This is a genomic window from Nocardia sp. NPDC051990 (genome assembly GCF_040680755.1).
Classification (GTDB): domain Bacteria; phylum Actinomycetota; class Actinomycetes; order Mycobacteriales; family Mycobacteriaceae; genus Nocardia.
The window spans coordinates 41,436-63,547 of record NZ_JBFAXH010000011.1 but is presented as its reverse complement, the minus strand read 5'-3'; the positions used below and the strand labels follow the sequence as shown (position 1 = coordinate 63,547).

Sequence of the window (22,112 nt, the reverse complement as noted above, 5' to 3'; positions counted from 1 at the left end):
ATGCTAGTCCTTGCCGAGAGCCTGCGTCCGGGCGCTGAGCGAACGACCGAGCCCGGCCACCTCGGCGTCGACCTCCGGCAGCCAGGCCGAAGTGGTCTTGCTGCTCTCGCGTTCGGCGAACGGCGTCTGCAGCAGCGGTCTCAGCCAGCGTAGGACGCCGACCCAGGCGGGCACATTGATCCGCCTGGCGCGCCGCTCGATTCCGCGCTCGAACTTGGCACCGCACTCCTGCACCGAGGTCGTCTTACGAATCGGGCTCGGCAGCGCGGCGAGCGCTCGCGTGGTCGCGGGTAGATCGGCGAAACTCTCCCGCACGAGCGGGGTGTCGATCCATGACATGTGCGCGGACCCGACATCGACGCCGAGGTGCGCGACCTCGAGCCGCAACGCGTTCGCGAAGTGCTCGACCCCGGCCTTCGAGGCGTTGTAGGCCGCCATCGTCGGCATCGCCACATAGGCCGCGAGGGAGGCGACGATCAGCACATAACCGCGCCGCTCGATGACCGCCGGCAGGGCCGCGCGGACGGTGTGGAAGCAACCGACGAGGTTGACCTCGATCACCTGCCGGAAGGCGGCGGGGTCCACCTCGAGGACCGACCCGTAGCTGGCGATTCCGGCGTTCGCGAGGACAATGTCGATGCCGCCGAACTTCTCGATCCCCTGCGCGACCGCGGCCTCCATCGCGGCGAGGTCGCGCACGTCGGCAGGGACAGCCACGACATGCTCGTCGCCGCCGAGTTCTTTCGCGAACTCGCGCAGCCGGGACAGGTCGAGATCAACGAGCACGAGGTGCGCACCCCGGGCGCGCAACCGTCTAGCGACCTCCGCGCCTACGCCGCTCGCGCCGCCGGTGACGAGTACAACTTTGCCGGTGAAGGCGGTCATGGTCCACGAGTCTAATCGCCCGCTACCGGCCAGCATCCACATTGCCGAATCGTCACACGGTGCGCGAGAACTCCGCCGCACCGCCTGGTCCCGGTCGTTGTTCGATGGATCACGGCCCCTTCGCCCCTGCTCGAACTACTGAGATAAATAGTAGATGACGAACCCGAGAAACTTCAGAACCTCTTCTAACAGGCACTTTGATCGCAAGCGTGATGAGTATCACGCATCTAATCAGTAGAAATTCGTATCCCCGGTTTGCCGCAATCCACGAGACCGGCACCCTGCCGCACGGCCGGGCACCCCATGGCCAAAAAACGGGATGCCTGCCACTGCAAGAGGAGATCGCGACCGAACCCGGACTGCGCCGACCGATCGGTGCCGAAAAAATTCCGCGCGGGAATAGCCGCGACCGCGATACGTTGCTTCGGGTAGTTAGTGAAGCGAAAGAGAGGGGCCGGTCGGTGGCAACCGAGGCAGTGGAGTCGTCTGTCGGTCTGCGATCCGATCGGGGTGCGATCCTTGCTTCGCTGATGCTCGCGACGGGACTGGTCGCGCTGGATTCCACCATTATCGCGACCGCGGTGCTGACCATCACCGACAGCCTCGGCGGATTTTCGCAATTCCCGTGGTTGTTCTCGATTTACCTACTAACACAAGCGGTTACCGTGCCGGTGTACGGCAAGGTTGCCGATACAGTCGGGCGCAAGCCGGTAATCCTATTCGGCATAGCGGTTTTCGCGCTCGGCTCGCTGCTGTGCGGTGTGGCGACGAGCATGTTGGGGCTGATCATTTTCCGCGCCGTGCAGGGTATCGGCGCCGGCGCCATCATGCCGATGACCATGACCATCGCCGGTGATCTGTACACCCTGACCGAACGCGCCAAAGTGCAGGGCTACCTGGCCAGCGTGTGGGCGATCTCGGCGGTGGTCGGGCCGCTGCTGGGCGGGCTGTTCGCCGAATACGTCAGCTGGCGCTGGATCTTCCTGATCAATATCCCGCTGTCCGCCCTGGCCGGGTGGATGCTGGTGCGCAGCTTCGCGGAGAGCACGCCACGGCGCGAACAACGCGTCGACTACCTCGGTGCGGCACTGCTCACCGTCGGCGCCGGGGCGCTGATTCTCGGATTGCTCGAGGGCGGACAGGCCTGGGCTTGGTCGTCTCCGACCGGCATCGGCATCTTCGTCGGCAGCGCACTCCTGCTGGTGCTGTTCGGCCTGGTAGAGCGCCGGGCTGCGAATCCGATTCTGCCGCTGTGGGTTTTCACGCGTCGAGTCATTATCGCCAGCAGCCTGCTCTCGGTGTTGGTCGGCGCGATCCTGCTCGGTATGACCTCGTATGTGCCGACCTTCACCCAGGGCGTGCTCGGTACCGGGGCACTGTTGGCCGGTCTGACCGTCGGTGCGCTCACCCTCGGCTGGCCGCTGGCCGCCTCACAGGCCGGCAAGGTCTACCTGCGCATCGGTTTTCGCGCGACCGCGCTGATCGGCAGCACCCTGGCCGCGTTAGGTGCCGCGACCACGTTGCTGATCGATGAGAACTCCACGCTGATTCAGGTCGCGGCTTCGTGTTTCGTGATCGGCACCGGCATGGGCTTGGTCGCCACACCCACCCTGATCGCGGCCCAGACCACAGCGGAGTGGTCCGAGCGCGGCGTGGTTACCTCGGCGAATATGTTCGCCAGGTCATTGGGCAGTGCGGTCGGTGTCGCTATCTTCGGCGCAATCGTGAACTCGCGCGTCGGCGACACCGACCATCCGGCACCGGAACTGCTGTCCTCGGCGGTGCATCTGGTTTTCCTCGCGGTGGCCGCCATGGCCTTGGTCATGGTGATCGCATCCGCGATGATGCCGCGCCGAGGCGCGAACGCCGAGTGAGGGTTATCAGCCTCGCCGCTCCACGATTTCGGCCAGCGCGCGGGCCCGTTGCTCGACGGGTAGTTGTTCGGCGGCGGTGCGGACGACGTCGATCGCGGATTCGGAGAGGGCGTCCAGTACGCAGCGATATTGCGACCATAGATCGTTTTCGGCTGTGGCATAGAGCATTTCGGTGAGTTTGTCGGGCGATGCCAGGTTGACGAAGCGGGCCAGCTGCGTGGTGTCGTCGACGAGGTAGGCCGAGCGGACGAGCGCGACGCCATCGAGCGCGGATTCGGCGGCGCGGGCCACGGTATCGGAGATCGAGGCGACCAGATCGCCGAGGGTGAGCCAATCCTCGCGGGCCGCAAGCTCTTTGCCGATCGCAACAATGGTCGCCTCGGACAGGCCACCGTTTATGGCCGCGGCATGGCGTGGATCGAGCCGTGCGGCGATATCGGCGAGGAAGTCGACCGGGAGGCGCTTGGCGACATCCACCGCGTGCGACGGGTCGAGCACGCCCGACATCCGGGCCGCGAGTAGTGCACCGCGGCTGCGCGCCACCATTTTCGCGGTGATCTGCGCCGGAATCACCTTGGACGCCTGGGCAACCCGCCGCAGTCCGGGCTCCTGTCCGGCCACGAACAGATCCGTGATCTGAAGGCGGAAGGCACGCAGGTCCGCATCGGATACGTCGCCGAGATAATCCAGCTGCTCGACCGCAACCCCCAGTGTCCGTGCGAGTTTCAGCAATTGCACCGTCACAATCCGGCCGCCTTCTTGACCGGGCCGCGTAGCAAGCGCGGCAGGAAGTCGAGCATGCCGGCGGCGGCATCCCTGAGCTCGCCGATCTGCCGCCATCCGGCAGCCTCGATCGCCTGGGCGAGTTCAGCTTGGTGCTCCGGGCTCAGCGCGGCAATGCCCGGGGGTAGCTCATCAGGTATCAGTTCCGCCAGCGTGTGCTCTGCCATGGTTGCCTCCGTCGGGCCCATCGGGTTCGCTCGTGATCAACAGTGGGGCGATTTGTGGCGGGATGCAAGAAAACCATGCTCTTCGGGGTCATCGACGGGTACCGCGCCGGTCCTGACGTCGGAGCATAGGACCGAGTCGATCGGTCACGGGTGGATCGGTGGTCGCCATGGGTGTCGAGCGCACGGTGGATATCGCGGTGATCGGCGGCCGACTGGCCGGATCGACGGCGGCTCGCCAGTTGCGCCGAGATGGATTCGATACGTGGTCGTCGATGCGACGGGATCCGGTCGGTGGTCGCACCGTGAACCACCCGATCGGGGACGGCAAGATCGTCGAGGTCGGTGGGCGGTGGGTCGGCCCCGATCAGGACCGGGTAATGGCACTGATCGACGGATCGGGGCTGGCGACGTTTCCCACCTACATCGCCGGTCGGCAGCTGTTCGAACCGCACGGGAAACTGTAGCGCCGTCGCGGTCGGATTCCGTTGATCGCCGCGTCCGCCCTGCTGGATGCCTACATCGGGCTGCGACGGCTGGATCGGATGTCGCGCGTGGTACCGGCGCACGTACCGTGGTGTGCTCGGGTAGACATGCCGCCGCGCAGATCACGGCATCGGTCGATGGAATTCGGCCCGCCAGCGTTGCGTCTGCGGATTCTGCTCGATCTCCACTATCTGTAGCCCATCCGCGAACGAGGTGATCTCCGACCGGGTGAGTGGCCACGGCGGTCCGCTGACCTGCTCTCCCTCCGCTCGAATTCCGGCAATCACGATCAGCTGACCACCGGGCGCCACGGCCCGCCGGATATTGGCGATCGCAGTGTCGCGCACGGACACCGGCATCGACTGCACCGTAATCGACTCGACGACGAGATCGAACGCATCCCGCCACGCGGCGGGCGGATCCAGCAGATCGGCTACCACATACTCCACGGCCGATTCCGGAAATCGTTGGCGCACTTCGGCAATCGCGGTCGGCGAAATATCGAAGGCGGTGGTCGCGAAGCCGAACCGCGCGATGTATTCCGCATCCTGGCCGTACCCGCAGCCGATCACCAATGCCCGCCGCCCGGCACCGTTCGAGGCGCGCCGCTCGGTCCACTCGACCACCATCGGATTGGGCTGATCACGATCCCACGGCACAATCGCCGCCCCGGCGGCCGCCTCCGCGTATAGCTGTTCGAACCACCCGGTCGGATCGTCCTGCGCGAGCGACTTCGCGGCCAACCTGCTGGCATCGGCATCTCGATTCACGGCCATCCAACCAGTCTCGCACGCGAGGCCGACCAGGCTGCAACCACGAACCCACCGACATCAGAAGCGGCCGCGGCGGAAGGCTTCGGCGACCTCGGCGCGCTCGGCGCGGATCTGGTCACGACGGGTCGCCATGCTCTCGGCGATCGACGTCTCGGCGACGAGTGCCCGGTAGAGGGCGGCGGCATCCTCGATCGCGTCGCGGGCACCGACGCCAGCGGCAGGCGTGATGGCATGATCGGCGTCGCCACAAAGGATGATGTCGTCTCGAGGCAGGCGCGGATGGGTCAGCGGCACATCGCGGGCATTGCTGACGTGCACCTTATCGGTGATCGCGAGCAGCGAGTCGATCAGTTCCGGGATGGCGGGCAGCGCGGTGTGGATCTGCTCCGCCCAGACATCGACCGGGTGGAAACCGTTGTCCGCCATGGGAATCGGCGGGCGGCGGATTCTGGCGAACCATACCGCCGTCTCGTCGTTCCACAGGTGCCCGAAGGCGTCGGTCGGCCGGGCATTGCCGGTGCGATGGAAGTGCAGTACCGATTCTTCGGTGGGCAGGGTGACCGGGGTGGTGGTGACCCCGTAGATGACGACCTGACCCGAGTAGACCGCGGGCCGGTCGGGTTCCAGGTGGGCGCGCACGAGCGAGTCGATACCGTCCGCGGCGATAATCGGCCCGTCCGGCGTCACCAATTCACTTGCGAGCCACATGGTTCCGTTCTCGATGTCCAGATCGGTCACCGGACGGTCGTAGTGGAACGCCGCGGCCGTGGCGTGGGCGAAGCCGGTGAGCACTCGTAGCAGATCCGGGCGGAAGTAGATCCGCCGACCGGCACCGGGCTGCGCGCGATATCCGGTGCGGTCGTGCACACCGAGCGCGCGCACCTCATACGACGCGGCGGCCAAATCCGCGCGATCTATCCCGAGTTCGCCAAGCGCCGCGTGCGCCCGCGCGTCGAGAGTGAGGAATGCACCCGCGTCGACCGTGGACCGGCGCTCGTACACGGTGGCCGGAAGTCCATCGCGTGCAAGGGCTCCGGCGAGGATCGTGCCCGCGATACCGCCGCCGATAATGGTGACCATGTGACTCCTCAGTCCGGTGTGGACCGTTAGGCCACCGGTTCGGTGACCGTGCCGCCCTTGCCGAGTTTGGTCAGCGCCAGATAGCCGCCGCAGACCAGCACACCCCAGACCGCTCCCACAATAATCGCGGTGCGCCCGCTCTCGGTCCAGAACAGCAGCACGACAACCAAACCCAGGAAGGCCAGCGCCAGCCAGGTGGTGATCGGCGCACCGGGCAGGCGGTAATCGCTGGCGGGCAGTTCGCCACGGCCGACCTTGGCGCGATAGATCAGGTGGCACACCAGAATTACGCCCCAGACGAAAATGATGCCGATGGTGCTGACCGAGGTGATGTAGTTGAACGCCTTATCCGGCGAGATCACATTCACGATCACCCCGATGACCATCGCGGCCGCCGAAGCGGTGATACCGACGTACGGCACCGCGCGCGAACTGAGCTTGTTCAGCCCCGCGGGCGCCTCCCCGTGCAGCGACAGGGTGCGCAGCATGCGGCCGGTGGAGTAGATGCCCGAATTACACGACGACAGCGCCGCGGTGAGCAGCACGAAATTGATGATCCCGGCGGCACCCGGAATGCCGATCTGCTCGAACACCTCGACGAACGGGCTCTTACCTGCGTGGAAGTTGCGCCAACTGGCCACCGACATGATCACCACCAGCGCGCCGACATAGAACAGGCCGATGCGGAACGGCAGGGTGTTGATCGCCTTGCGCAGCGTCTTGCGCGGGTCCCGTGCCTCGCCCGCGGTCACGCCGACCAGTTCGACGCCGACGTAGGCGAACAGCACGATCTGCAGCGCCAGCAGCGACTGGCCGAACCCGTTCGGGAATACACCGCCATCGGCCCACAGATTGGTGACCGTCGGATTGGCGGCATGGCCGAAGCCGATCGTCAGCACCCCGATGCCGATGAGGATCATCGCGATGATCGCGGTGACCTTGATGGTGGAGAACCAGAATTCGCCCTCACCGAACAGCCGCACCGAGATCAGGTTGGCGCAGAACATCACCGCCAACACCACCAGGGCGGTCAGCCACGGCGCGATATCGAACCAGTACTGCATATACTTCCCGGCGACGGTGATCTCGGCCATGCAGGTCGCCACCCACACCGCCCAGTACGACCAGCCGGTGACGAATCCCGCGAAGCGCCCGAGAAATTCGTGCGCGTACTCGGCGAAGCTGCCCGAGATCGGTCGATAGGTCAGCAACTCCCCCAGCGCCCGCATGATTACGAAGATCGCCAGACCGGCCGCGAGATAGGCCAGGATCAGCCCCGGCCCCGCTTGCTCGATCGCGCCGCCCGCACCATAGAACAGGCCCGTGCCGATCGCACCACCGATCGCGATCATCTGAATGGTCCGCGGGCTCAGCCCCCGGGAGTACCCCTCTTCGCCGGATACCGTGGGGTCGGTGGGTGCCGCCGCTTGTCGCTGACGGTCAGAGGCTGTCATGGATGTGCAGTCCTTCCCATGGAGCTCGAGATCCATCGGCCAGTCACGCTACCGGCCGCACTACCGGCACGCCGCCCGCCCCGGACAATCGCCCGCCTCGGACAATGCCGTGCTCAGGGCAGGCGGAAGCCGTGATTCGCCAGGGAGCCTGGTGGCGGCGGCCGTTGCGGCTGGCGGCGGCAGCCAGGCGGGCCAGGACGCGCTCGGTCCGGTTGGGGCCGTCCTGTGACGCGACGGCTCGCGTGTCCGCGGTAACCCGCACCATGAACAGAACCGGGTACGGTTGATAAGGCAAGCCTAATTAGTAATAGTGGAGGTTACCTTGGCACGACCCCGCACCACCCTGACGGTGCAGCGCACCGAGCGGTTGACCCCGCGTCTGATCCGGGTGTATTTCGGCGGACCTGGATTCGCCACATTTCGGCCGAGCGAGTTCACCGACTCGTATGTGAAGTTCATTTTCCCGCGCGACGGGATCGATGTGCTGCGCACCTACACCGTGCGCTCGATCGATCCGGATGCCGGTGAGCTGGCCGTGGACTTCGTCTACCACGGCGATGAGGGCATTGCCGGGCCGTGGGCGGCTTCGGTGCGGCCGGGCGAAATCATCGACTGCTTCGGACCGGGCGGAGCCTATGCGCCACGCGCCGACGCCGACTGGCATCTTTTGGCCGGTGACGAGGCGGCGCTGCCCGCGATCGCGGCGGCGCTCGAGGGGATGCCCGCCGATGCGGCCGGGCTGGCGTTCGTCGAGGTCGCCGAACCCGTTGACGAACTGGAGCTGGACAAGCCGACCGGCATCGAGCTGACTTGGCTGCATCGCGGCACCCGCGAGCCGGGCGAGGTACTGGCCGAAGGCGTGCGCGCGGCGACGTGGCGCGACGGGCAGGTTCAGGTCTTCATACACGGCGAGGCCCGCTCCGTCATGCAGGATCTGCGCCGCTACGTGCGCCGCGACCGTGGCGTCCGCGCCGAGTGGGCGGCCTCGATCTCCGGCTATTGGCGGCGCGGCCGCACCGAGGAGGGCTTCCGCGAGTGGAAGGCCGAATTCAAGGCCCAGGACACCGAGACTGTGCCGAACAGGTGAGCGGCCGAAATCCCATGGCGACCGGATGTTTGCCGGTCGCCATGGGATTTCGTGCTGCCGCTACTGCTGATTCGCGCGCAGCGCCTCCTGCACGAACTTGGTCGTGTAGGTCTTCGACAGATCGATCCGGTCCCGAACGGGTGCCACATTCTTCGAGTACTTGCCGAGCACTTTCAGCACATTCTCGGCGCCTTCGGATTTCATCAGACCGGTGCCGTTGAACATGCCGATCGAGTCACGGATGGATTGGACGTAGAGATCCCGACCCGCGCTCGCGTATTGCGAGGGCATCTTGGCGGCGATCTCCTCGGGGGTGTGCGTCTTGATCCACTGCAGCGTCTGCACGAAGGCGGTCGCGATCTTCTGCACGATATCCGGATGCGCGTCGACGGTGTCGCAGCGCATGTAAAGCGACGATGCCGGATACAGCCCGCCCAATGCGGCGCGGGTGCCTTCCTCGGTGCGCATATCCACCAGAATCTTCGCCTCACCGGAGTTCACCATGGTGGCGACCGTCGGGTCGGTGGTCATACCCGCATCGATGCCATTGTGGTTCATGCCAGCGATAAAGGTCTGTCCCGCACCGACTTTCACGCGGGTGTAGTCGGCGGTGGTCATGCCGACCTGCCCGGTGAGCGCCTGGGTGAGGAAGTCGGTCGAGGAGCCGAGCGAGGTCACGCCGAGATTCTTGCCGCGCAGATCCGCCAGCGAATTGATACTCGCCGCATCCGCCTTGGAAACGAGCTCGACTTCGCCCGGCACATCGGCGAACTGGACCACCGAGGTCAGGCACTGTTCCTTGGCCTGCAGGTCGATGGTGTGGTCGTAGAAGCCGACCACCGCCTGCACATCGCCGGTCAACAGCGCGGTTTCAGCACTCGCGCCCGACTGCTCGCCGAGCAATTTGACGTCGATATCGTTCTGCTCGAAGAAGCCGAGCCGCTCGGTGAGCATGGCGGGCAGGTAGATCACCTTCTCCAGACCGCCGACCATAATGGCGATCTGGGGCCGACCGTTGGCCATCGGAATGGTGCGCGAGTCCCGACAACCGGTCGCCAGCAGCAGCGCCGCGATGACTCCGACAATGATCGTCAGATGTTTGACGTACCGCATGATCAGATCCCATGGCTCGAAGTCGCCTGCGACGGACGCCATTTCAGCAATCGGCCCTCCGCCGCACTGATCGCCCATTCGGCAAGCAGCGCGATAACGGTGATGATGATCATCCCCGCATAGATACCGGCCGAATCGAAGGTGCCCTGGGCATTGCTGATCAGCAGACCCAAACCCTTACTGGCACCGGCATATTCACCGACGACCGCGCCGATCAGCGCGAAACCGAAGGCGGTGTGCAGGCTGGACAGGATCCAGGTGGTCGCGCTCGGCAGCACGATCGAACTCAGCACCTGACGTTTGCTCGCACCCAGAATACGAGCGTTATTGATGACATTGCCGTCGACCTCACGCGCACCGGTGAAGGCATTGAAGAATACGGCGAAGAACACCAGCACCACGACCGTCGCGACCTTCGAGCTGAGCCCGAGACCGAACCAGATGATGAACAGCGACGCCAGCACGATACGCGGAACGGCGTTGAGCGCCTTGATGAACGGCGCGAGCACCTCGGCCCAATACCGGCTGCGGCCGAGCAGCGTGCCGAGTACGACACCGGCCACCGCCCCGATGACGAAACCGAGCACTGCTTCCTGCACGGTCGTGTACATCTGCAGCCAGATCGAGCCGAATTGCGTTCCCTCGGTGAACCATTCGACCAGACGGTCCCAGATCAGCGAGGGCTTGGAGTAGAAGAACGGATCGATCCACACCGTTGCGGTGAGCTCCCACGCGCCGAGCCACACCGCGATCAGGGCGATCCGCAAGCCCCAGGTGCGCAGCCGGTTGCGTCGGAGGCTGGTCCGCACGCGCGCGAGAATCTGCTCCTCGGTTTCGGTTTCGACCTCGGGTGCGGACTTCGCCACATCGTCGAGCACGTTATGCGACACGGGAGGCTCCCTTGCCTCGGGCTGCCTCGACCTGATCGCGCAGCGTTTCCCAGATTTCCTTGTAGATGTCCCGGAATTCGTTGGTGAGCCGGACCTCCTCGACATCGCGCGGACGTTCCAGCGAGACCGGGAAGTTGCCGCAGACCGTCGCCGGGCTCGCGGTCATGACGACAACGCGGTCGGCGAGCACGATCGCCTCTTCCAGATCGTGGGTGACGAAGATGACGGCCGCACCGGTACCCGCCCATACGCGCAGCAGTTCGTCCTGCATCAGCTGCCTGGTCTGCACATCCAGCGCGCTGAACGGCTCGTCCATGAGCAGGATCTCGGGATCGTTGACCAGGGTTTGCGCCAGCGCGACGCGCTTGCGCATACCGCCGGAGAGCTGATGCGGGTAGTAGCTCTCGAATCCGGCGAGACCGACCTTGCGCACCCAGCCGCGGGCCTGTTCGCGTGCTTCGGCTTTGGATTTGCCGCGCAGGCGCGGGCCGAGGGCGACGTTATCGATCACGCTCTTCCACGGCAGCACCGCGTCCTGCTGGAACATATAGCCGATGCCGTCCGGGATGCCGTGGACATCCTTGCCGCGCACCAGCGTCCGCCCGGCCGAGGCCGGTTCCAGCCCGGAGACCAACGACAGCGTCGTCGACTTTCCGCAACCCGTCGGGCCGACGACGGCGACGAATTCGCCGGGTTGCACCGCGAGGTCGAGATTGCGGACGGCGGTGTGGATTCCGCCGCCGGTGCCGGGGAAGCGCTTCGTCGCGCTCCGCAGCTCGATGAGTGGTTCGGTCATTTTTCTTGCTCCTAGCGGATCAGGTAGAGCGAACCTACGTGGGCCGGGTCACACTTCGAGGCTTGTGCGCACAACCGGAGCAAACGACCGATTCGAAGGTTGTGCGCATTCTGCTCACGCCCGTCCGCGTGGTTTATGCTGCGGAAATGGCCAGCGACGGCAGAGCACAAGGGCGCGCGACCGGACACTTCCGGTTGCGCACCCAGGTGCTGCTGCTGCAGATCGTGATCGTCACGGTGACCCTCGCCGCCGCCTTCGCGGTATTCGGCTACGTCAGCGGTCAACGGCTCAACGATCAGTACGGACAGCGCGCGCTTGCCATCGCGCGCAGCATCGCTGCCGAACCGGTGGTGCGCGCGGAAGTCGCCTGGTACGCACCCGGCACGGTGACGCCCGAACTGCGGCCGCAGCTCACCGCGGGACGGCTGGAGCGGATCGCCATCGATACAACCCAGCGCACCGGCGCACTGTTCGTGGTGATCACCGACGATGCCGGAATCCGGTTGGCGCATCCGGACGCGGCGCGCCTGACCGAACATGTGAGTACCGATCCGTCGGAGGCGCTGGCGGGCCGGGAGGTGATCGTCAAGGAGCGCGGTACGCTCGGACCTTCGGTGCGCGCGAAAGTTCCTGTGGTGGAACTCGATTCGAATCGCACTGTCGGCGCGGTGAGCGTCGGCATCTCGACCACCGCGATTCGCGGGCAATTACTCTCGGATCTGCGCACCGCGGCGCTGTTGATCGCGGTGGCGCTGCTGATCGGCGTCGCGGGATCGGCATTTCTGGCGCGGCGGTGGCGCGGGTTGACGCTCGGACTCGAACCCGCCGAACTGACCGAACTCGTCCAAGGTCAGGCGGCGGTGTTGCACGGCATCGGCCGTGGTGTGCTCGCCGTCGATTCCGCTTGGCGCACAACGTTTGTCAATGACGAGGCGCGGCGGCTGCTCGGTATCAGCGCCGATATCGGCAAGCCGGTCGACGAGATCGGTTTGACGCCACGGGTGCTAGAGGTTTTCCGTGCGCTCGACGAACAACCGACACCCGCCACCATCGGCTCGCATATCGTGGTGGTCGCGGCCCACCCGGTCGCCCGCGAAGGGCGCGATCTCGGTGCCGTTCTCACCGTGCGTGATCGCACCGATGTAGAAGCATTGACCCGCCAACTCGATGCGGTGCAGTCGATGAGTACCGTGCTGCGCGCCCAGCGCCACGAGTTCTCCAACAAGATGCACCTGCTCAGCGGCCTGCTGCACAGTGGGCGAACCGAGGAGGCGTCCCATGTCATCGACGAGCTGATCGGCGCGGGCCCGCTCGGCGCGGCGACGCCAGGCATCGATGCGATCCATGACGCGTATCTGCAGGCCTTCCTCGCAGCCAAGGCGGCGCATTCGCGCGAGAGCGGCGTCGAACTCGTACTCGGACCGAATACCTGGGTGGACGGCAATCTCGCCGAACCCGTCGATGTCACCACGGTGCTCGGCAATCTGCTCGACAATGCGATCGAGGCGGCACGCGTCGCCGCCAATCCGACCAAACAGGTGGAAGTCGAACTGGTGCAGGAGGATTCGATACTGCACATCACGGTCGCGGACAGCGGTGACGGTGTCGCACCCGAAATGATCGACGCCCTGTTCACCGAGGGCACCTCCACCCGCGACGATCGCGGCGTGCCGGGCGGGCGCGGTGTCGGCCTCGCACTGATCCGCCAGATCGCTCGCGCGCACGGCGGCGATGTCCGGCTGGCCAGTGCACGCGGTGGTGCACCACCGCTCACCGGAGCCGAATTCATCGCCCGAATCCCCGGAGTGCTAGTAGACAGCGAAATGCCATGGCCGCAACAGATCTGACCGTGCTGGTGGTGGACGACGACTTTCGCGTGGCCAATCTGCACGCCGGAATCGTCGAATCCATCGCGGGTTTCACCGTCGCGGGCACCGCGAACACCCTGGTCGCCGCGCACGAACTCAACGCCGCCCACGCGATCGACCTGGCGCTGGTCGATGTGTTTCTGCCCGACGGTTCGGGCATCGACCTGGTGCGCGAATTACATTGCGAAGCAATGGTTTTGACGGCCGCTACCGAGAGCGCCACCGTCCGAGCCGCATTCACTGCCGGCGCGCTCGCATATTTGGTGAAACCCTTCCCACACACCATGCTCGCGGCCCGCCTGGCCGGTTACGCCCGCTACCGCCGCACCCTCGCCGCACCGCAGGTCGATAACGCGGGCATCGAAGCCGCACTCCAAGCGCTGCGCCCGATCTCGACGCCCACCGCCACCCCCGTCATCGCCTCCCCCACCAAAGACCTTGTCCTGCATACCGTCCTCGAGGCCACCGCACCACTGTCCGCCGCCGAGGTAGCCACCGCCATCGGCATCTCGCGCGCCACCGCCCAGCGCTACCTCGCCGCCCTGGCCGCCGCGGGCAGCGTTCGGATGCGTCTGCGCTACGGCACCACCGGTCGCCCCGAACAGGAGTACACCGCCATACCGCGCCGCTGACTGCCCCTGTCGATCTCGACCGAAATCGGAGGCATTAACATTAGGCGTGCCTAACCTTAATCAGGTTGGGTGAGTTGTGTGCGAGTGAGGATCGACAATGCAGGGCCGTGATGTGCGGTGGGGCCGATGACGGCGCTGGTGGACGGGGTACGTACCCGACGTGGTTTCGCGATCCGGACGGCTGCCGCCTGCGCCGCGCTCGCGATGGCGATCTGGTTGTCGACCCGATTGCACTGCGCACCGGCGCTGCACCATGCGGCCTTGCTCATCCACCTGGCATCGCTGGTCCTGGGCTTCGGCGCGGTGCTGGTGGTGGACTATTTCGCCGTGGCCTGGGTCCTGCGCCGCACGCCCCTGCGCGAAATGCTGACCGTCGCCGACCGCCTGCAACTACCCATCTGGCTCGGCGTCATCGGTCTGGTCGCCAGCGGGGTGCTCCTCGAACCGAATATCGCCAACCACACCACCCAAACCAAAATGGCGCTGGTCGTGGTCCTGACACTGAACGGTCTACAAGCATCCGCCTTCACCGACCGAGTCGCGGCCCGCGACGGCATCCTCGACCGAGCATTGATCGCCCGCGGGACGCTGACGCTTCTCATCTCCCAGGCATGCTGGTGGGGCGCGCTCTGGATCGGCTTCTGGAACACCACCAACCGCGCTTGATCCTCAGTTGGTACCGCTCAGCGCGACGCTCGCACCGACGCCGATGATCATCAACCGCCGCCGGGCTCATCAGCGCGGTTCTATCTGTTGTCGCAACAACAAGTCAGGGGTTCGGTGTGTCGACTCCATAAACGGCGTCAACTGGGATGGCTGGCGCAGTGCCCGCGGTACTCCCGCGGCGGAGGCACCGGTAGCGTCGCAGCGATGAGCAGCCTGCAGGTCGCCATAGTCGGGTACGGATTGGCCGGGTCGGTATTCCATGCGCCGCTGATCGGCGCGCAGCCGAGGATGCGGGTGGCGGCGGTTGTCACGGGGTCGTCCGAGCGGGCGGAGCAGGCGCGGCGCGCGCATCCCGGGGTGCGGGTATTGACGCATGCGGCGGAATTATTCGCCGAACCGGCCGGTATCGATCTCGTGGTTATCGCGACGCCGAATGCGACGCACGCGCCGCTGGCGTGGCAAGCTTTGGACGCTGGGCTGCCGGTGGTCGTCGACAAGCCGTTCGCGGTAAGCGTGGCCGAGGGCGAAGAGCTGATCGCGCGAGCCGACCGCGCGGGGCTGGTGCTGTCGGTATTCCATAATCGGCGCTGGGATGGCGATTTCCTGACCGTTCGACAGCTGATCGCGGACGGGCGGCTCGGTGAAGTGCGCCGTTTTGAGTCCCGGTTCGAGCGGTGGCGTCCGGTGCCGAAGGGCGGCTGGCGCGAGGTCGGTTCCGCCGATGAGGGCGCCGGACTGCTGTTCGATCTCGGCAGTCACCTGATCGACCAGGCGGTGATGTTATTCGGCCCGGTGCGCACGGTGTACGGCGAGCTGGACCGGCGACGGCCGAATATCCAGACCGATGACGATGCCTTCGTCGCCCTCACCCACATCTCGGGTGTGCGATCGCATCTGTGGATGAGCGCGGTAACACCGCAGCTGGGGCCGCGCTTTCGGGTGCTCGGTTCCGAAGCCGGTTACCTCACTTACGGATTGGATCCGCAGGAGGAAGCGCTGCGGTCCGGCCATCGGCCAGGTGCCGGTCCTTGGGGCACAGTCGAACCCGAACGATGGGGTTTGCTTGGCGCGGAACCCGCCGCCGAACCGGTCCGTACGATCGCGGGCGACTACCCCGCGTTCTACGACGGCATGGCCGCCGCACTCCTGGACGGCGCACCCGTTCCGGTCGACCCACGCGACGCCGTCACGACCCTGCAATTGCTCGACGCCGCGCGCAGATCGGCGGGTCTAGGCGAGCTCGTCAGCATCTGACCGTCTCGCGACGACTCAGCGAAGCTCGCCGCGGCCGGTTAAGGTGCGGCGGTGCAAACAGCGGAATTCGTCGAGCGCGGAGCCTCCATCGCGGACCGGCTCACCACAACCCAGGCCGCACCACCGTGGTGGTTGGTCCTCGCGACCGCTGCCGCGGCCCTGATAATGGTCGGATACAGCCCGCTGTGGCGGATCACCCGCAACGTGGTAACCATCGCGCACGAGGGCGGTCATGCACTGACCGCGCTGCTCACCGGCCGCAGGCTCAACAGCATCACACTGCACTCCGACACCTCCGGCCTGACCGTATCGAGCGGAAAACCCTACGGCCTCGGCATGATTCTGACCGCAATGGCGGGCTATCCATCGCCACCGCTGCTCGGTCTCGGCTTCGCCGCCCTGCTCGGCGCCAACCGGATCACCCTCATGCTCTGGACCGCGATCGCCCTGCTCGCCGCCGTCTTGATCAAGGTACGCAATATCTACGGACTGCTGACCGTATTCGGCTTGGGCGCCATCGTCTTCGCTGTGTCCTGGTTCGGAACCGATACCGTGCAGGCCGGTTTCGCCTACCTCGGCGCGTGGTTCCTACTGCTCGCGGGCACCCGGCCGGTGATCGAATTACAGCGCGGGCGGGTGCGCCGATGGAATATGCCGCAGGGCGCGGACTCCGATGCCGATCAGCTCGCCCGGCTCACTCACATCCCGGGGCTGGTCTGGGTATTCGTCTTCGGCGCCATCGCGGTGGCTGCGCTGGTCGGCGGGGCACTGTTGCTTTCCGAGGCCGCGGGTGTCTGCATTCCCAATGTCTCCGGCGGCACCTGCGCCACACCGGCCCTGCCGACCAGATAGCGCCGGTACACCGCCAGACACAGCGCGAGCCACAGCGCGCCGATACACCAGCCGCCGAGCACATCGGTCGGCCAGTGCACGCCCAGATACCAGCGGGAAAGACCAACGGCCACAGTGAATACCGCCGCGGCGGTCACGGCGATGCGCCGGACGGCCGGGCGGTGCAATCGCGAAAGCACCAGTGCGGCAAGGAGTCCGACCACCACCGTCGATCCGAGACTGTGTCCGGACGGAAAAGCCTGATTGGTCGCGGTGACGAGGTGGTCCGCCGCAGGCGGGCGAGTACGCCCGACGACATGCTTACCGACCACGACGAGCACGCCCGCACCGATGGAGGCGACACCGGCCAGCACCGCCTCCGGCCAGCACCGACGCCAGGCAAGCACCAGACAGAGGACCACCGCCAGCGCGGTCATCGCCGGCGTGCCACCCAAGTCGCTGATCCCGATCGCGAGCGGTGTCACCAGCCCGGTACGCCGCTGGACCACCCAATCGATCCCCGGCTGATCGATCGCAGTGATGCCACCGTGCCCGAGCACACTGCCGATGATGCCGACAACCGCCGCGGTCAGCACCGCGATGCCCCATATCGGCAGCTGGCGATTCGTCATACCCCCACGATGCCAGCCCCAGGCTGTGAGGTTACTGAGTGTCCCGCGGCGGAACTACCGAACATACCGATCCGATGTCGTAGGGTATTGGCCGTGAATCGATGGCCGGACCACGCCAGCACCGGACCGGACGAGCACTCGCCAGTGGCGGCGTTGGCTCGCACCCTGATCGACGCGATGTGCGACACCATCGCGGGCTGGTTGCATCCGATCGCGGGCGCGGCGACGGTGCCGCTGCTGCTGCTCACCCCGCTGCTCGTGCTCGGTGTGGCCTGGCTGGCGACCCGAGTGGTGCGGCGACGCACGAACAGCTGAGTCAGCTCGACTCCCAGGCGGTTATCGCCGCGCGGACCAGTTCGGCGGGATCCGTGGTCGCGTCCAGAGTGATGCCGAATTCATCCAGGGCCAATGGCTGCAATGCGGCCAGCTGCGAGTCCAGCAATGTCGCGGGCATGAAATGGCCACGACGGGTCTGCATTCGATGGGCCAGTTCCGCGCGCGACGCGGACAGATGAACGAAAAATGTCTCCGGTGCGGCTGCCCGCAGCCGGTCGCGGTAGCCGCGCTTCAGCGCCGAGCAGCTGACCACCCCACCGTGCTCGCGCCGCTCCCCCAGCCATGCGGCCACGATATCGAGCCACGGCGCGCGATCCGCATCCGTCAGTGGCACACCGGCCGCCATCTTCTCGATATTCGAGGCCGGATGGAAATCGTCACCCTCGGCATATTCGACCCGCAGAGTCTCGGCAAGCAGAGCACCGACCGTGGACTTGCCACATCCGGAGACGCCCATGACGACGACAACCGGCCGATCGGGTCCACCCGTCATCGAATCGCTGCGCGGTGCTGCCGCCATGTGGCCTCCAGTGACTCGCCGGGAACCCCGCGACCCTTATCGGCAGCCGCGTTATGAAGCCGCGAGGACGAAAGTCTTGGCTACCTTGTCATGCCAGCCCCTGCCGGGTGACATGATCGAAATACGGCGACACCCGCACAGGCCACACCCCAGATACCGCACAGCACGCTCGAGGGCACAAGCGTCGCCCAGCGGAGCAAGGCCGCCGCACCGCCGATACCTTCGCCCGGCGTGGGCGGTGTTTCCCGTCAGGGCTGAATGTCACCGAGGTCGCCGCGGCATCCCAGTTCAAAGGCGTGCCGGTGAGTTGCGGGCGCGCACGATCGGTGAGGTCTCACAGTCGGATGGTGCGGTCCTCGCCCGCCGAGGCGAGCAACATAGCGTGCATCAGCCCCTATCAACAAGATCAATCTCGAGCGGGCACCATGGTCGGCATGGAACTACGCATCTTCACCGAACCGCAGCAGGGTGCGAGCTACGACACGCTGCTCACCGTCGCCAAAGCCACCGAGGATCTGGGTTTCGACGCGTTCTTTCGCTCCGACCACTATCTGGCCATGGGCGGCATCGATGGCCTGCCCGGTCCGACCGATGCCTGGCTCACCCTGGCCGGGCTGGCCAGGGAAACCGAGCGCATCCGGCTCGGCACTCTGGTGACAGCCGCCACCTTCCGGCTGCCAGGACCGCTGGCCATCCAGGTCGCCCAGGTGGATCAGATGTCCGGCGGCCGAGTCGAATTCGGACTGGGCAGCGGCTGGTTCGCCCAGGAACATGCCGCCTACGGCATCCCGTTCCCGCAGGACAAGTTCACCAGGTTCGAGGAGCAGTTGGCGATCATCACCGGCCTATGGGCGACGAAGGTCGGCGATACGTTCACCTTCGATGGTGCGCATTACCAGATCAAGGACTCCCCCGCGCTGCCGAAGCCGGTGCAGGATCCGGTTCCAGTGCTGATCGGCGGGCATGGTGCGACGCGCACCCCGCGCCTGGCCGCCACCTACGCGACCGAATTCAATATGCCCTTCGGCTCGCTCGAAGACAGCGCCCGCCAGTTCGATCGCGTGCGCGCCGCCGCCGAGGCTCGCGGCCGCCGCCCCGACGATCTGATCTACTCCAATGCCCTGGTGGCCTGTGTCGGCGCCTCCGACGCCGAGGTGGCGCGCAGGGCCGCCGCCATCGGCCGCGAGGTCGAGGAACTGAAGACCAACGGGCTCGCGGGTACCCCCGCCGAGGTCGTCGACAAGATCGCCCGCTACGCCGAGATCGGCGCGTCCCGTATCTATCTCCAGATCCTCGACCTCGACGATCTGGCGCACCTGGAACTCATTGCGGCCCAGGTGATGTCACAGCTCTAGATCGTCCACGGTGGCGGCCTCGTTGCGGGACAGGTCGATGCCGAGGTTCGCAGCCGCGCGATCGAAATCATTCTCGTCGGCGCCGCCCATTTCGATGGCGGCGCCGTCGGAGGACAGCACCACGACATTGAGGCACAGCGAGTGGAGTTCCTTCAGGAGCACCTTGAACGACTCCGGAATGCCCGGCTCCGGAATGCTCTCGCCGTTGACGATCGCCTCGTACACGTGCACGCGACCGACCACGTCGTCGGACTTGATGGTGAGCAGCTCCTACAGCGTGTAGGCGGCGCCGTAGGCCCGCATGGCCCAGCGCTCCATCTCATCGAAACGCTGACCACCGAACTGCGCCTTACCACCGAGCGGCTGCTGGGTGATCATCGAGTACGGACCGGTCGAACGGGCGTGGATCTTGTCGTCGACCAGGTAGTGCGGCGTCAGGATCTACATTTCGGCCGCATTTCGACTGTCAGGCGATGGGCAGGTTCGTCGGCAGATTGACGAAGCTCGGCGCATCCGGATCGAGTCGCAGGTATTGCGGCTTGAGCTCGGTGTTGTTGAGCATCGGCCCGAAAGCCAATGCCTTCGGCGCGTTTCCGGCGAATACATCCACCCGCAGCCGGTGGCCGGGCAGCAGAACGGCCTGGGTCGGGATGACCGCGATATCCAGTGTCACGGGCTTTCCCGGCGCGACGGGCAGCATGCTGTCCAGGGTAATCGGGTTGTACGGCGCGGTGTAATCGCCGCTCGCCGAGCGCACACTCTTCGCCTCGTCCACCGCGCGCAGCGACGCGGTGAGCTGGCCGGTGGTCAGCACGGTCGACGTGCCGTCGGGCGAGACATCGTTGACGGTGACGTTCCAATAGCCGTCCGTCGCATCGTGAACCGCGTTCAGGTGCACATTGATCGGCCCGGAGATCACCGTCGGCTGACGCACCTGCGCACTGGTGAAGGTCAGCCCATTGCCCTCGGCGACGCGAGAGTCCTTGGCGCAGACATCGAATGGCGCGGCGATACCGGCGGAACCCTGTGCGGCATCGCGTGAGCACGCCATGGTCACCCCGGGCGCCACCTGCAGCGCGATGTGGTCCTCCGGCTTCGTCGCCGACAGCGATCCGTCGTGCACCGCATGCTCGGCGGTATCGCTCGACGCCGCGGACAGATAGACGCGGCGATGTGTGACCCCGTTTTCCGGGAACTGCCCCATGGTCTTCCAGCCCGAGCCCTGCTCCCACAGCGTGATCGGCCCGAAGTTGTCGATGCCGTTATCGATGCCCTTGAGCCACTTGTCGAACCACACCCGCTGCAGCACGTCCAGCCGGGGTGGCGCACCGGCCGCACCGGTACCGGCGCCCGGATTCGCATGGTAGGTATCGCCGATCAGCAACTGCTTCTTGGCCTGCGGCAGCGGAATCACGTTGTAGAGTTTGGACGCGCTATTGGCGAAGATGTCGTGCCAGCCGCCATACATGAAGGTGGGCACCGTAATTCGGTCCGGATGCCCCAGAATCCCCTGCCGGAAGTCACTGTCGTCGTCGAGTGCGGCGGCCAGCGTCGTCGGCACCCGGTCCAGCGACGGGGTGAGCAGCGCTTGGGCCAGCAGGTCGGAATTGGTTGCCGGATCGGCCACCCTGGACTGCAGCCACTTCCAGTCGAAAGTGCCGTTGAGCATCGACTGCACGTCGGGAATCACCTTCGTCTGGTTCACATTGCTCAGCCACAGCGGCAGGAACGTCGTGCCTACACCGCCACCCGGCGCGACGACATCACGCATCAGATCGCTCCCCGCCTCCACCGGGAAGATGGCTTTCAGTGCGGCAGGGGCGTTTTCGGCCGCGCGCAGTTGATTGATGCCCGCATAGGAGCCGCCGCTCATCGCGACACTGCCGTTGGAAAATGGTTGCTCGGCTGCCCAGTCGATCACCTCGCGGGTGTCCAACTGTTCACGCGCACCGAGGGTGTTCCACTTGCCCTGGGAGAAGCCTGTGCCCCGGACGTCCGCGACCACCAGCGCGTACCCGCTACGGATGAGATTGCGGTCGATGCCGAGCACGGTCTGGATCATGCCGCCGTCGAGAGCGTGCATCAGTTCGCCGAATCCGCTGATCGGCGTACCGGACAAATTGATGCGCCGCACCATATCCATCGTGAACGGCCGCAGTCCGGGCGTGGCGAATGCCGAATCGACCAGATTGCTCATGAGCTTGGTGTACGGCGTGAGGTTCACGATCGTCGGCAACGGCTTGTCGACCACCCGCTGTGCCGCATCGACGGGCCGATACACATTGGCCTTGAGTATCACGCCGTCGCTCATACGAATCGGCACATCCCAGTCGATATGGATATCGGCGTATTCCTGCGGGCCGTCGTGCATAGCGGTCCACCGCTCACCGAGGGTGCTACCGGCGCTTTGCTCGGCGGTCGCGGAGCCACCGCCACTTGAAGCCAGTGCCACCACGGCGGCGACAACAGTCGTCAGTCGAACCGCACGCAAAAGCCCAGTTGCCACTCCATGCCCCGACAACACATGATCCCTTCTCGACTCGTACGCAGCATGTAGACACGATCGGCTGATCGACGCGCGACGACCATAGCAACCCCTTGGCGAATATCCCGCTAGCCACGGTCCGTTCGGT

21 protein-coding genes and 2 pseudogenes are annotated in these 22,112 nt (G+C 65.8%); 10 read left to right on the top strand and 13 right to left on the bottom strand.

From position 1 onward, the window contains the following. Positions 1–3: 3 nt before the first annotated feature. Positions 4–885: an SDR family oxidoreductase gene (locus AB0L63_RS20650; RefSeq protein ID WP_364503080.1), complete on the bottom strand. Its 882-nt coding sequence runs from the start codon at positions 883–885 to the stop codon at positions 4–6. A 461-nt stretch (positions 886–1,346) separates the two neighbouring features. Here AB0L63_RS20650 and AB0L63_RS20645 point away from each other — a divergent pair, with 461 nt between their 5' ends. Further along, entirely contained in the window at positions 1,347–2,759 is a 1,413-nt protein-coding gene (locus AB0L63_RS20645) for an MDR family MFS transporter (RefSeq protein WP_364503077.1), read from the top strand. A 6-nt stretch (positions 2,760–2,765) separates the two neighbouring features. Here the strand turns inward: AB0L63_RS20645 and AB0L63_RS20640 are convergent, their stop codons facing one another. Then, the gene (locus AB0L63_RS20640) at positions 2,766–3,503 is read right to left on the bottom strand and encodes a hypothetical protein (protein ID WP_364503074.1); all 738 of its coding nucleotides are present in this window, start codon (positions 3,501–3,503) and stop codon (positions 2,766–2,768) included. Continuing rightward, positions 3,500–3,709 carry a hypothetical protein gene (locus AB0L63_RS20635; RefSeq protein ID WP_364503071.1) on the bottom strand — a complete coding sequence of 70 codons (210 nt, stop codon included), beginning with the start codon at positions 3,707–3,709 and terminating at the stop codon, positions 3,500–3,502. The genes AB0L63_RS20640 and AB0L63_RS20635 overlap by 4 nt, the downstream gene beginning before the upstream one ends. Positions 3,710–3,876: 167 nt before the next feature. Here AB0L63_RS20635 and AB0L63_RS20630 point away from each other — a divergent pair, with 167 nt between their 5' ends. Then, positions 3,877–4,173: an FAD-dependent oxidoreductase gene (locus AB0L63_RS20630; protein ID WP_364503068.1), complete on the top strand. Its 297-nt coding sequence runs from the start codon at positions 3,877–3,879 to the stop codon at positions 4,171–4,173. Positions 4,174–4,314: 141 nt separating this feature from the next. On the opposite strand, the gene AB0L63_RS20625 is transcribed toward AB0L63_RS20630, so the two are convergent. From AB0L63_RS20625 to AB0L63_RS20615, 3 genes are read right to left on the bottom strand one after another with little or no spacing between them, the layout of a single operon-like run. Then, complete coding sequence (locus tag AB0L63_RS20625; protein WP_364503065.1) at positions 4,315–4,968, bottom strand: class I SAM-dependent methyltransferase; 654 nt, start codon at positions 4,966–4,968, stop codon at positions 4,315–4,317. A 54-nt stretch (positions 4,969–5,022) separates the two neighbouring features. Next, positions 5,023–6,045 carry an FAD-dependent monooxygenase gene (locus AB0L63_RS20620; RefSeq protein ID WP_364503062.1) on the bottom strand — a complete coding sequence of 341 codons (1,023 nt, stop codon included), beginning with the start codon at positions 6,043–6,045 and terminating at the stop codon, positions 5,023–5,025. Between the two features lie 26 nt (positions 6,046–6,071). Further along, on the bottom strand, positions 6,072–7,499 hold the full coding sequence (locus AB0L63_RS20615; protein ID WP_364503059.1) for an amino acid permease: 1,428 nt from the start codon (positions 7,497–7,499) through the stop codon (positions 6,072–6,074). 322 nt (positions 7,500–7,821) lie between these two features. Here AB0L63_RS20615 and AB0L63_RS20610 point away from each other — a divergent pair, with 322 nt between their 5' ends. After that, complete coding sequence (locus AB0L63_RS20610) at positions 7,822–8,586, top strand: siderophore-interacting protein (RefSeq protein ID WP_364503057.1); 765 nt, start codon at positions 7,822–7,824, stop codon at positions 8,584–8,586. A gap of 60 nt (positions 8,587–8,646) precedes the next feature. Here the strand turns inward: AB0L63_RS20610 and AB0L63_RS20605 are convergent, their stop codons facing one another. The 3 genes from AB0L63_RS20605 to AB0L63_RS20595 are packed head-to-tail and all read right to left on the bottom strand — an operon-like array spanning position 8,647 to position 11,385. Continuing rightward, positions 8,647–9,741: an ABC transporter substrate-binding protein gene (locus AB0L63_RS20605; protein ID WP_364503054.1), complete on the bottom strand. Its 1,095-nt coding sequence runs from the start codon at positions 9,739–9,741 to the stop codon at positions 8,647–8,649. Next, a complete protein-coding gene (locus AB0L63_RS20600; RefSeq protein WP_364503052.1) occupies positions 9,702–10,589 on the bottom strand; it encodes an ABC transporter permease in 888 nt (295 codons plus the stop codon). The genes AB0L63_RS20605 and AB0L63_RS20600 overlap by 40 nt, the downstream gene beginning before the upstream one ends. Next, entirely contained in the window at positions 10,579–11,385 is an 807-nt protein-coding gene (locus AB0L63_RS20595; protein ID WP_040695968.1) for an ABC transporter ATP-binding protein, read from the bottom strand. Before AB0L63_RS20595 ends, AB0L63_RS20600 begins: the two co-directional genes overlap by 11 nt. A gap of 146 nt (positions 11,386–11,531) precedes the next feature. Between AB0L63_RS20595 and AB0L63_RS20590 the strand changes: the two genes are divergently transcribed. The 5 genes from AB0L63_RS20590 to AB0L63_RS20570 all read left to right on the top strand — a co-directional run bounded on the left by AB0L63_RS20590 (position 11,532) and on the right by AB0L63_RS20570 (position 16,657). After that, on the top strand, positions 11,532–13,232 hold the full coding sequence (locus tag AB0L63_RS20590) for a sensor histidine kinase (protein WP_364503048.1): 1,701 nt from the start codon (positions 11,532–11,534) through the stop codon (positions 13,230–13,232). Then, positions 13,214–13,885 (top strand): response regulator, encoded by a 672-nt coding sequence (locus AB0L63_RS20585; RefSeq protein ID WP_364503045.1) that lies wholly within the window; start codon positions 13,214–13,216, stop codon positions 13,883–13,885. The genes AB0L63_RS20590 and AB0L63_RS20585 overlap by 19 nt, the downstream gene beginning before the upstream one ends. 126 nt (positions 13,886–14,011) lie before the next feature. After that, complete coding sequence (locus tag AB0L63_RS20580) at positions 14,012–14,551, top strand: hypothetical protein (protein ID WP_364503042.1); 540 nt, start codon at positions 14,012–14,014, stop codon at positions 14,549–14,551. 204 nt (positions 14,552–14,755) lie between these two features. Beyond that, a complete protein-coding gene (locus AB0L63_RS20575; protein WP_364503040.1) occupies positions 14,756–15,805 on the top strand; it encodes a Gfo/Idh/MocA family oxidoreductase in 1,050 nt (349 codons plus the stop codon). A 51-nt stretch (positions 15,806–15,856) separates the two neighbouring features. Beyond that, positions 15,857–16,657 (top strand): M50 family metallopeptidase, encoded by an 801-nt coding sequence (locus AB0L63_RS20570; protein WP_364503037.1) that lies wholly within the window; start codon positions 15,857–15,859, stop codon positions 16,655–16,657. Positions 16,658–16,671: 14 nt separating this feature from the next. Here AB0L63_RS20570 and AB0L63_RS20565 read toward each other — a convergent pair. Continuing rightward, positions 16,672–17,073: pseudogene (locus AB0L63_RS20565) on the bottom strand (phosphatase PAP2 family protein); the annotation flags it as partial. Between the two features lie 288 nt (positions 17,074–17,361). Here AB0L63_RS20565 and AB0L63_RS20560 point away from each other — a divergent pair. Beyond that, a complete protein-coding gene (locus AB0L63_RS20560) occupies positions 17,362–17,583 on the top strand; it encodes a hypothetical protein (protein ID WP_364503034.1) in 222 nt (73 codons plus the stop codon). 1 nt (position 17,584) lies between these two features. Here AB0L63_RS20560 and AB0L63_RS20555 read toward each other — a convergent pair whose 3' ends face one another. Beyond that, positions 17,585–18,097 carry a gluconokinase gene (locus AB0L63_RS20555; protein WP_364503441.1) on the bottom strand — a complete coding sequence of 171 codons (513 nt, stop codon included), beginning with the start codon at positions 18,095–18,097 and terminating at the stop codon, positions 17,585–17,587. Between the two features lie 461 nt (positions 18,098–18,558). Between AB0L63_RS20555 and AB0L63_RS20550 the strand changes: the two genes are divergently transcribed. After that, entirely contained in the window at positions 18,559–19,479 is a 921-nt protein-coding gene (locus AB0L63_RS20550) for an LLM class F420-dependent oxidoreductase (protein WP_364503031.1), read from the top strand. Here the strand turns inward: AB0L63_RS20550 and AB0L63_RS20545 are convergent. Both AB0L63_RS20545 and AB0L63_RS20540 read right to left on the bottom strand, forming a co-directional pair. Beyond that, a pseudogene (locus AB0L63_RS20545) lies at positions 19,468–19,908 on the bottom strand (DNA-directed RNA polymerase subunit beta); the annotation flags it as partial. The gene AB0L63_RS20550 and the pseudogene AB0L63_RS20545 sit on opposite strands and share 12 nt — an antisense overlap. A gap of 37 nt (positions 19,909–19,945) precedes the next feature. After that, positions 19,946–21,985, bottom strand: coding sequence for a CocE/NonD family hydrolase (locus tag AB0L63_RS20540; RefSeq protein ID WP_364503028.1), 2,040 nt, complete (start codon positions 21,983–21,985; stop codon positions 19,946–19,948). Positions 21,986–22,112 lie beyond the last annotated feature (127 nt).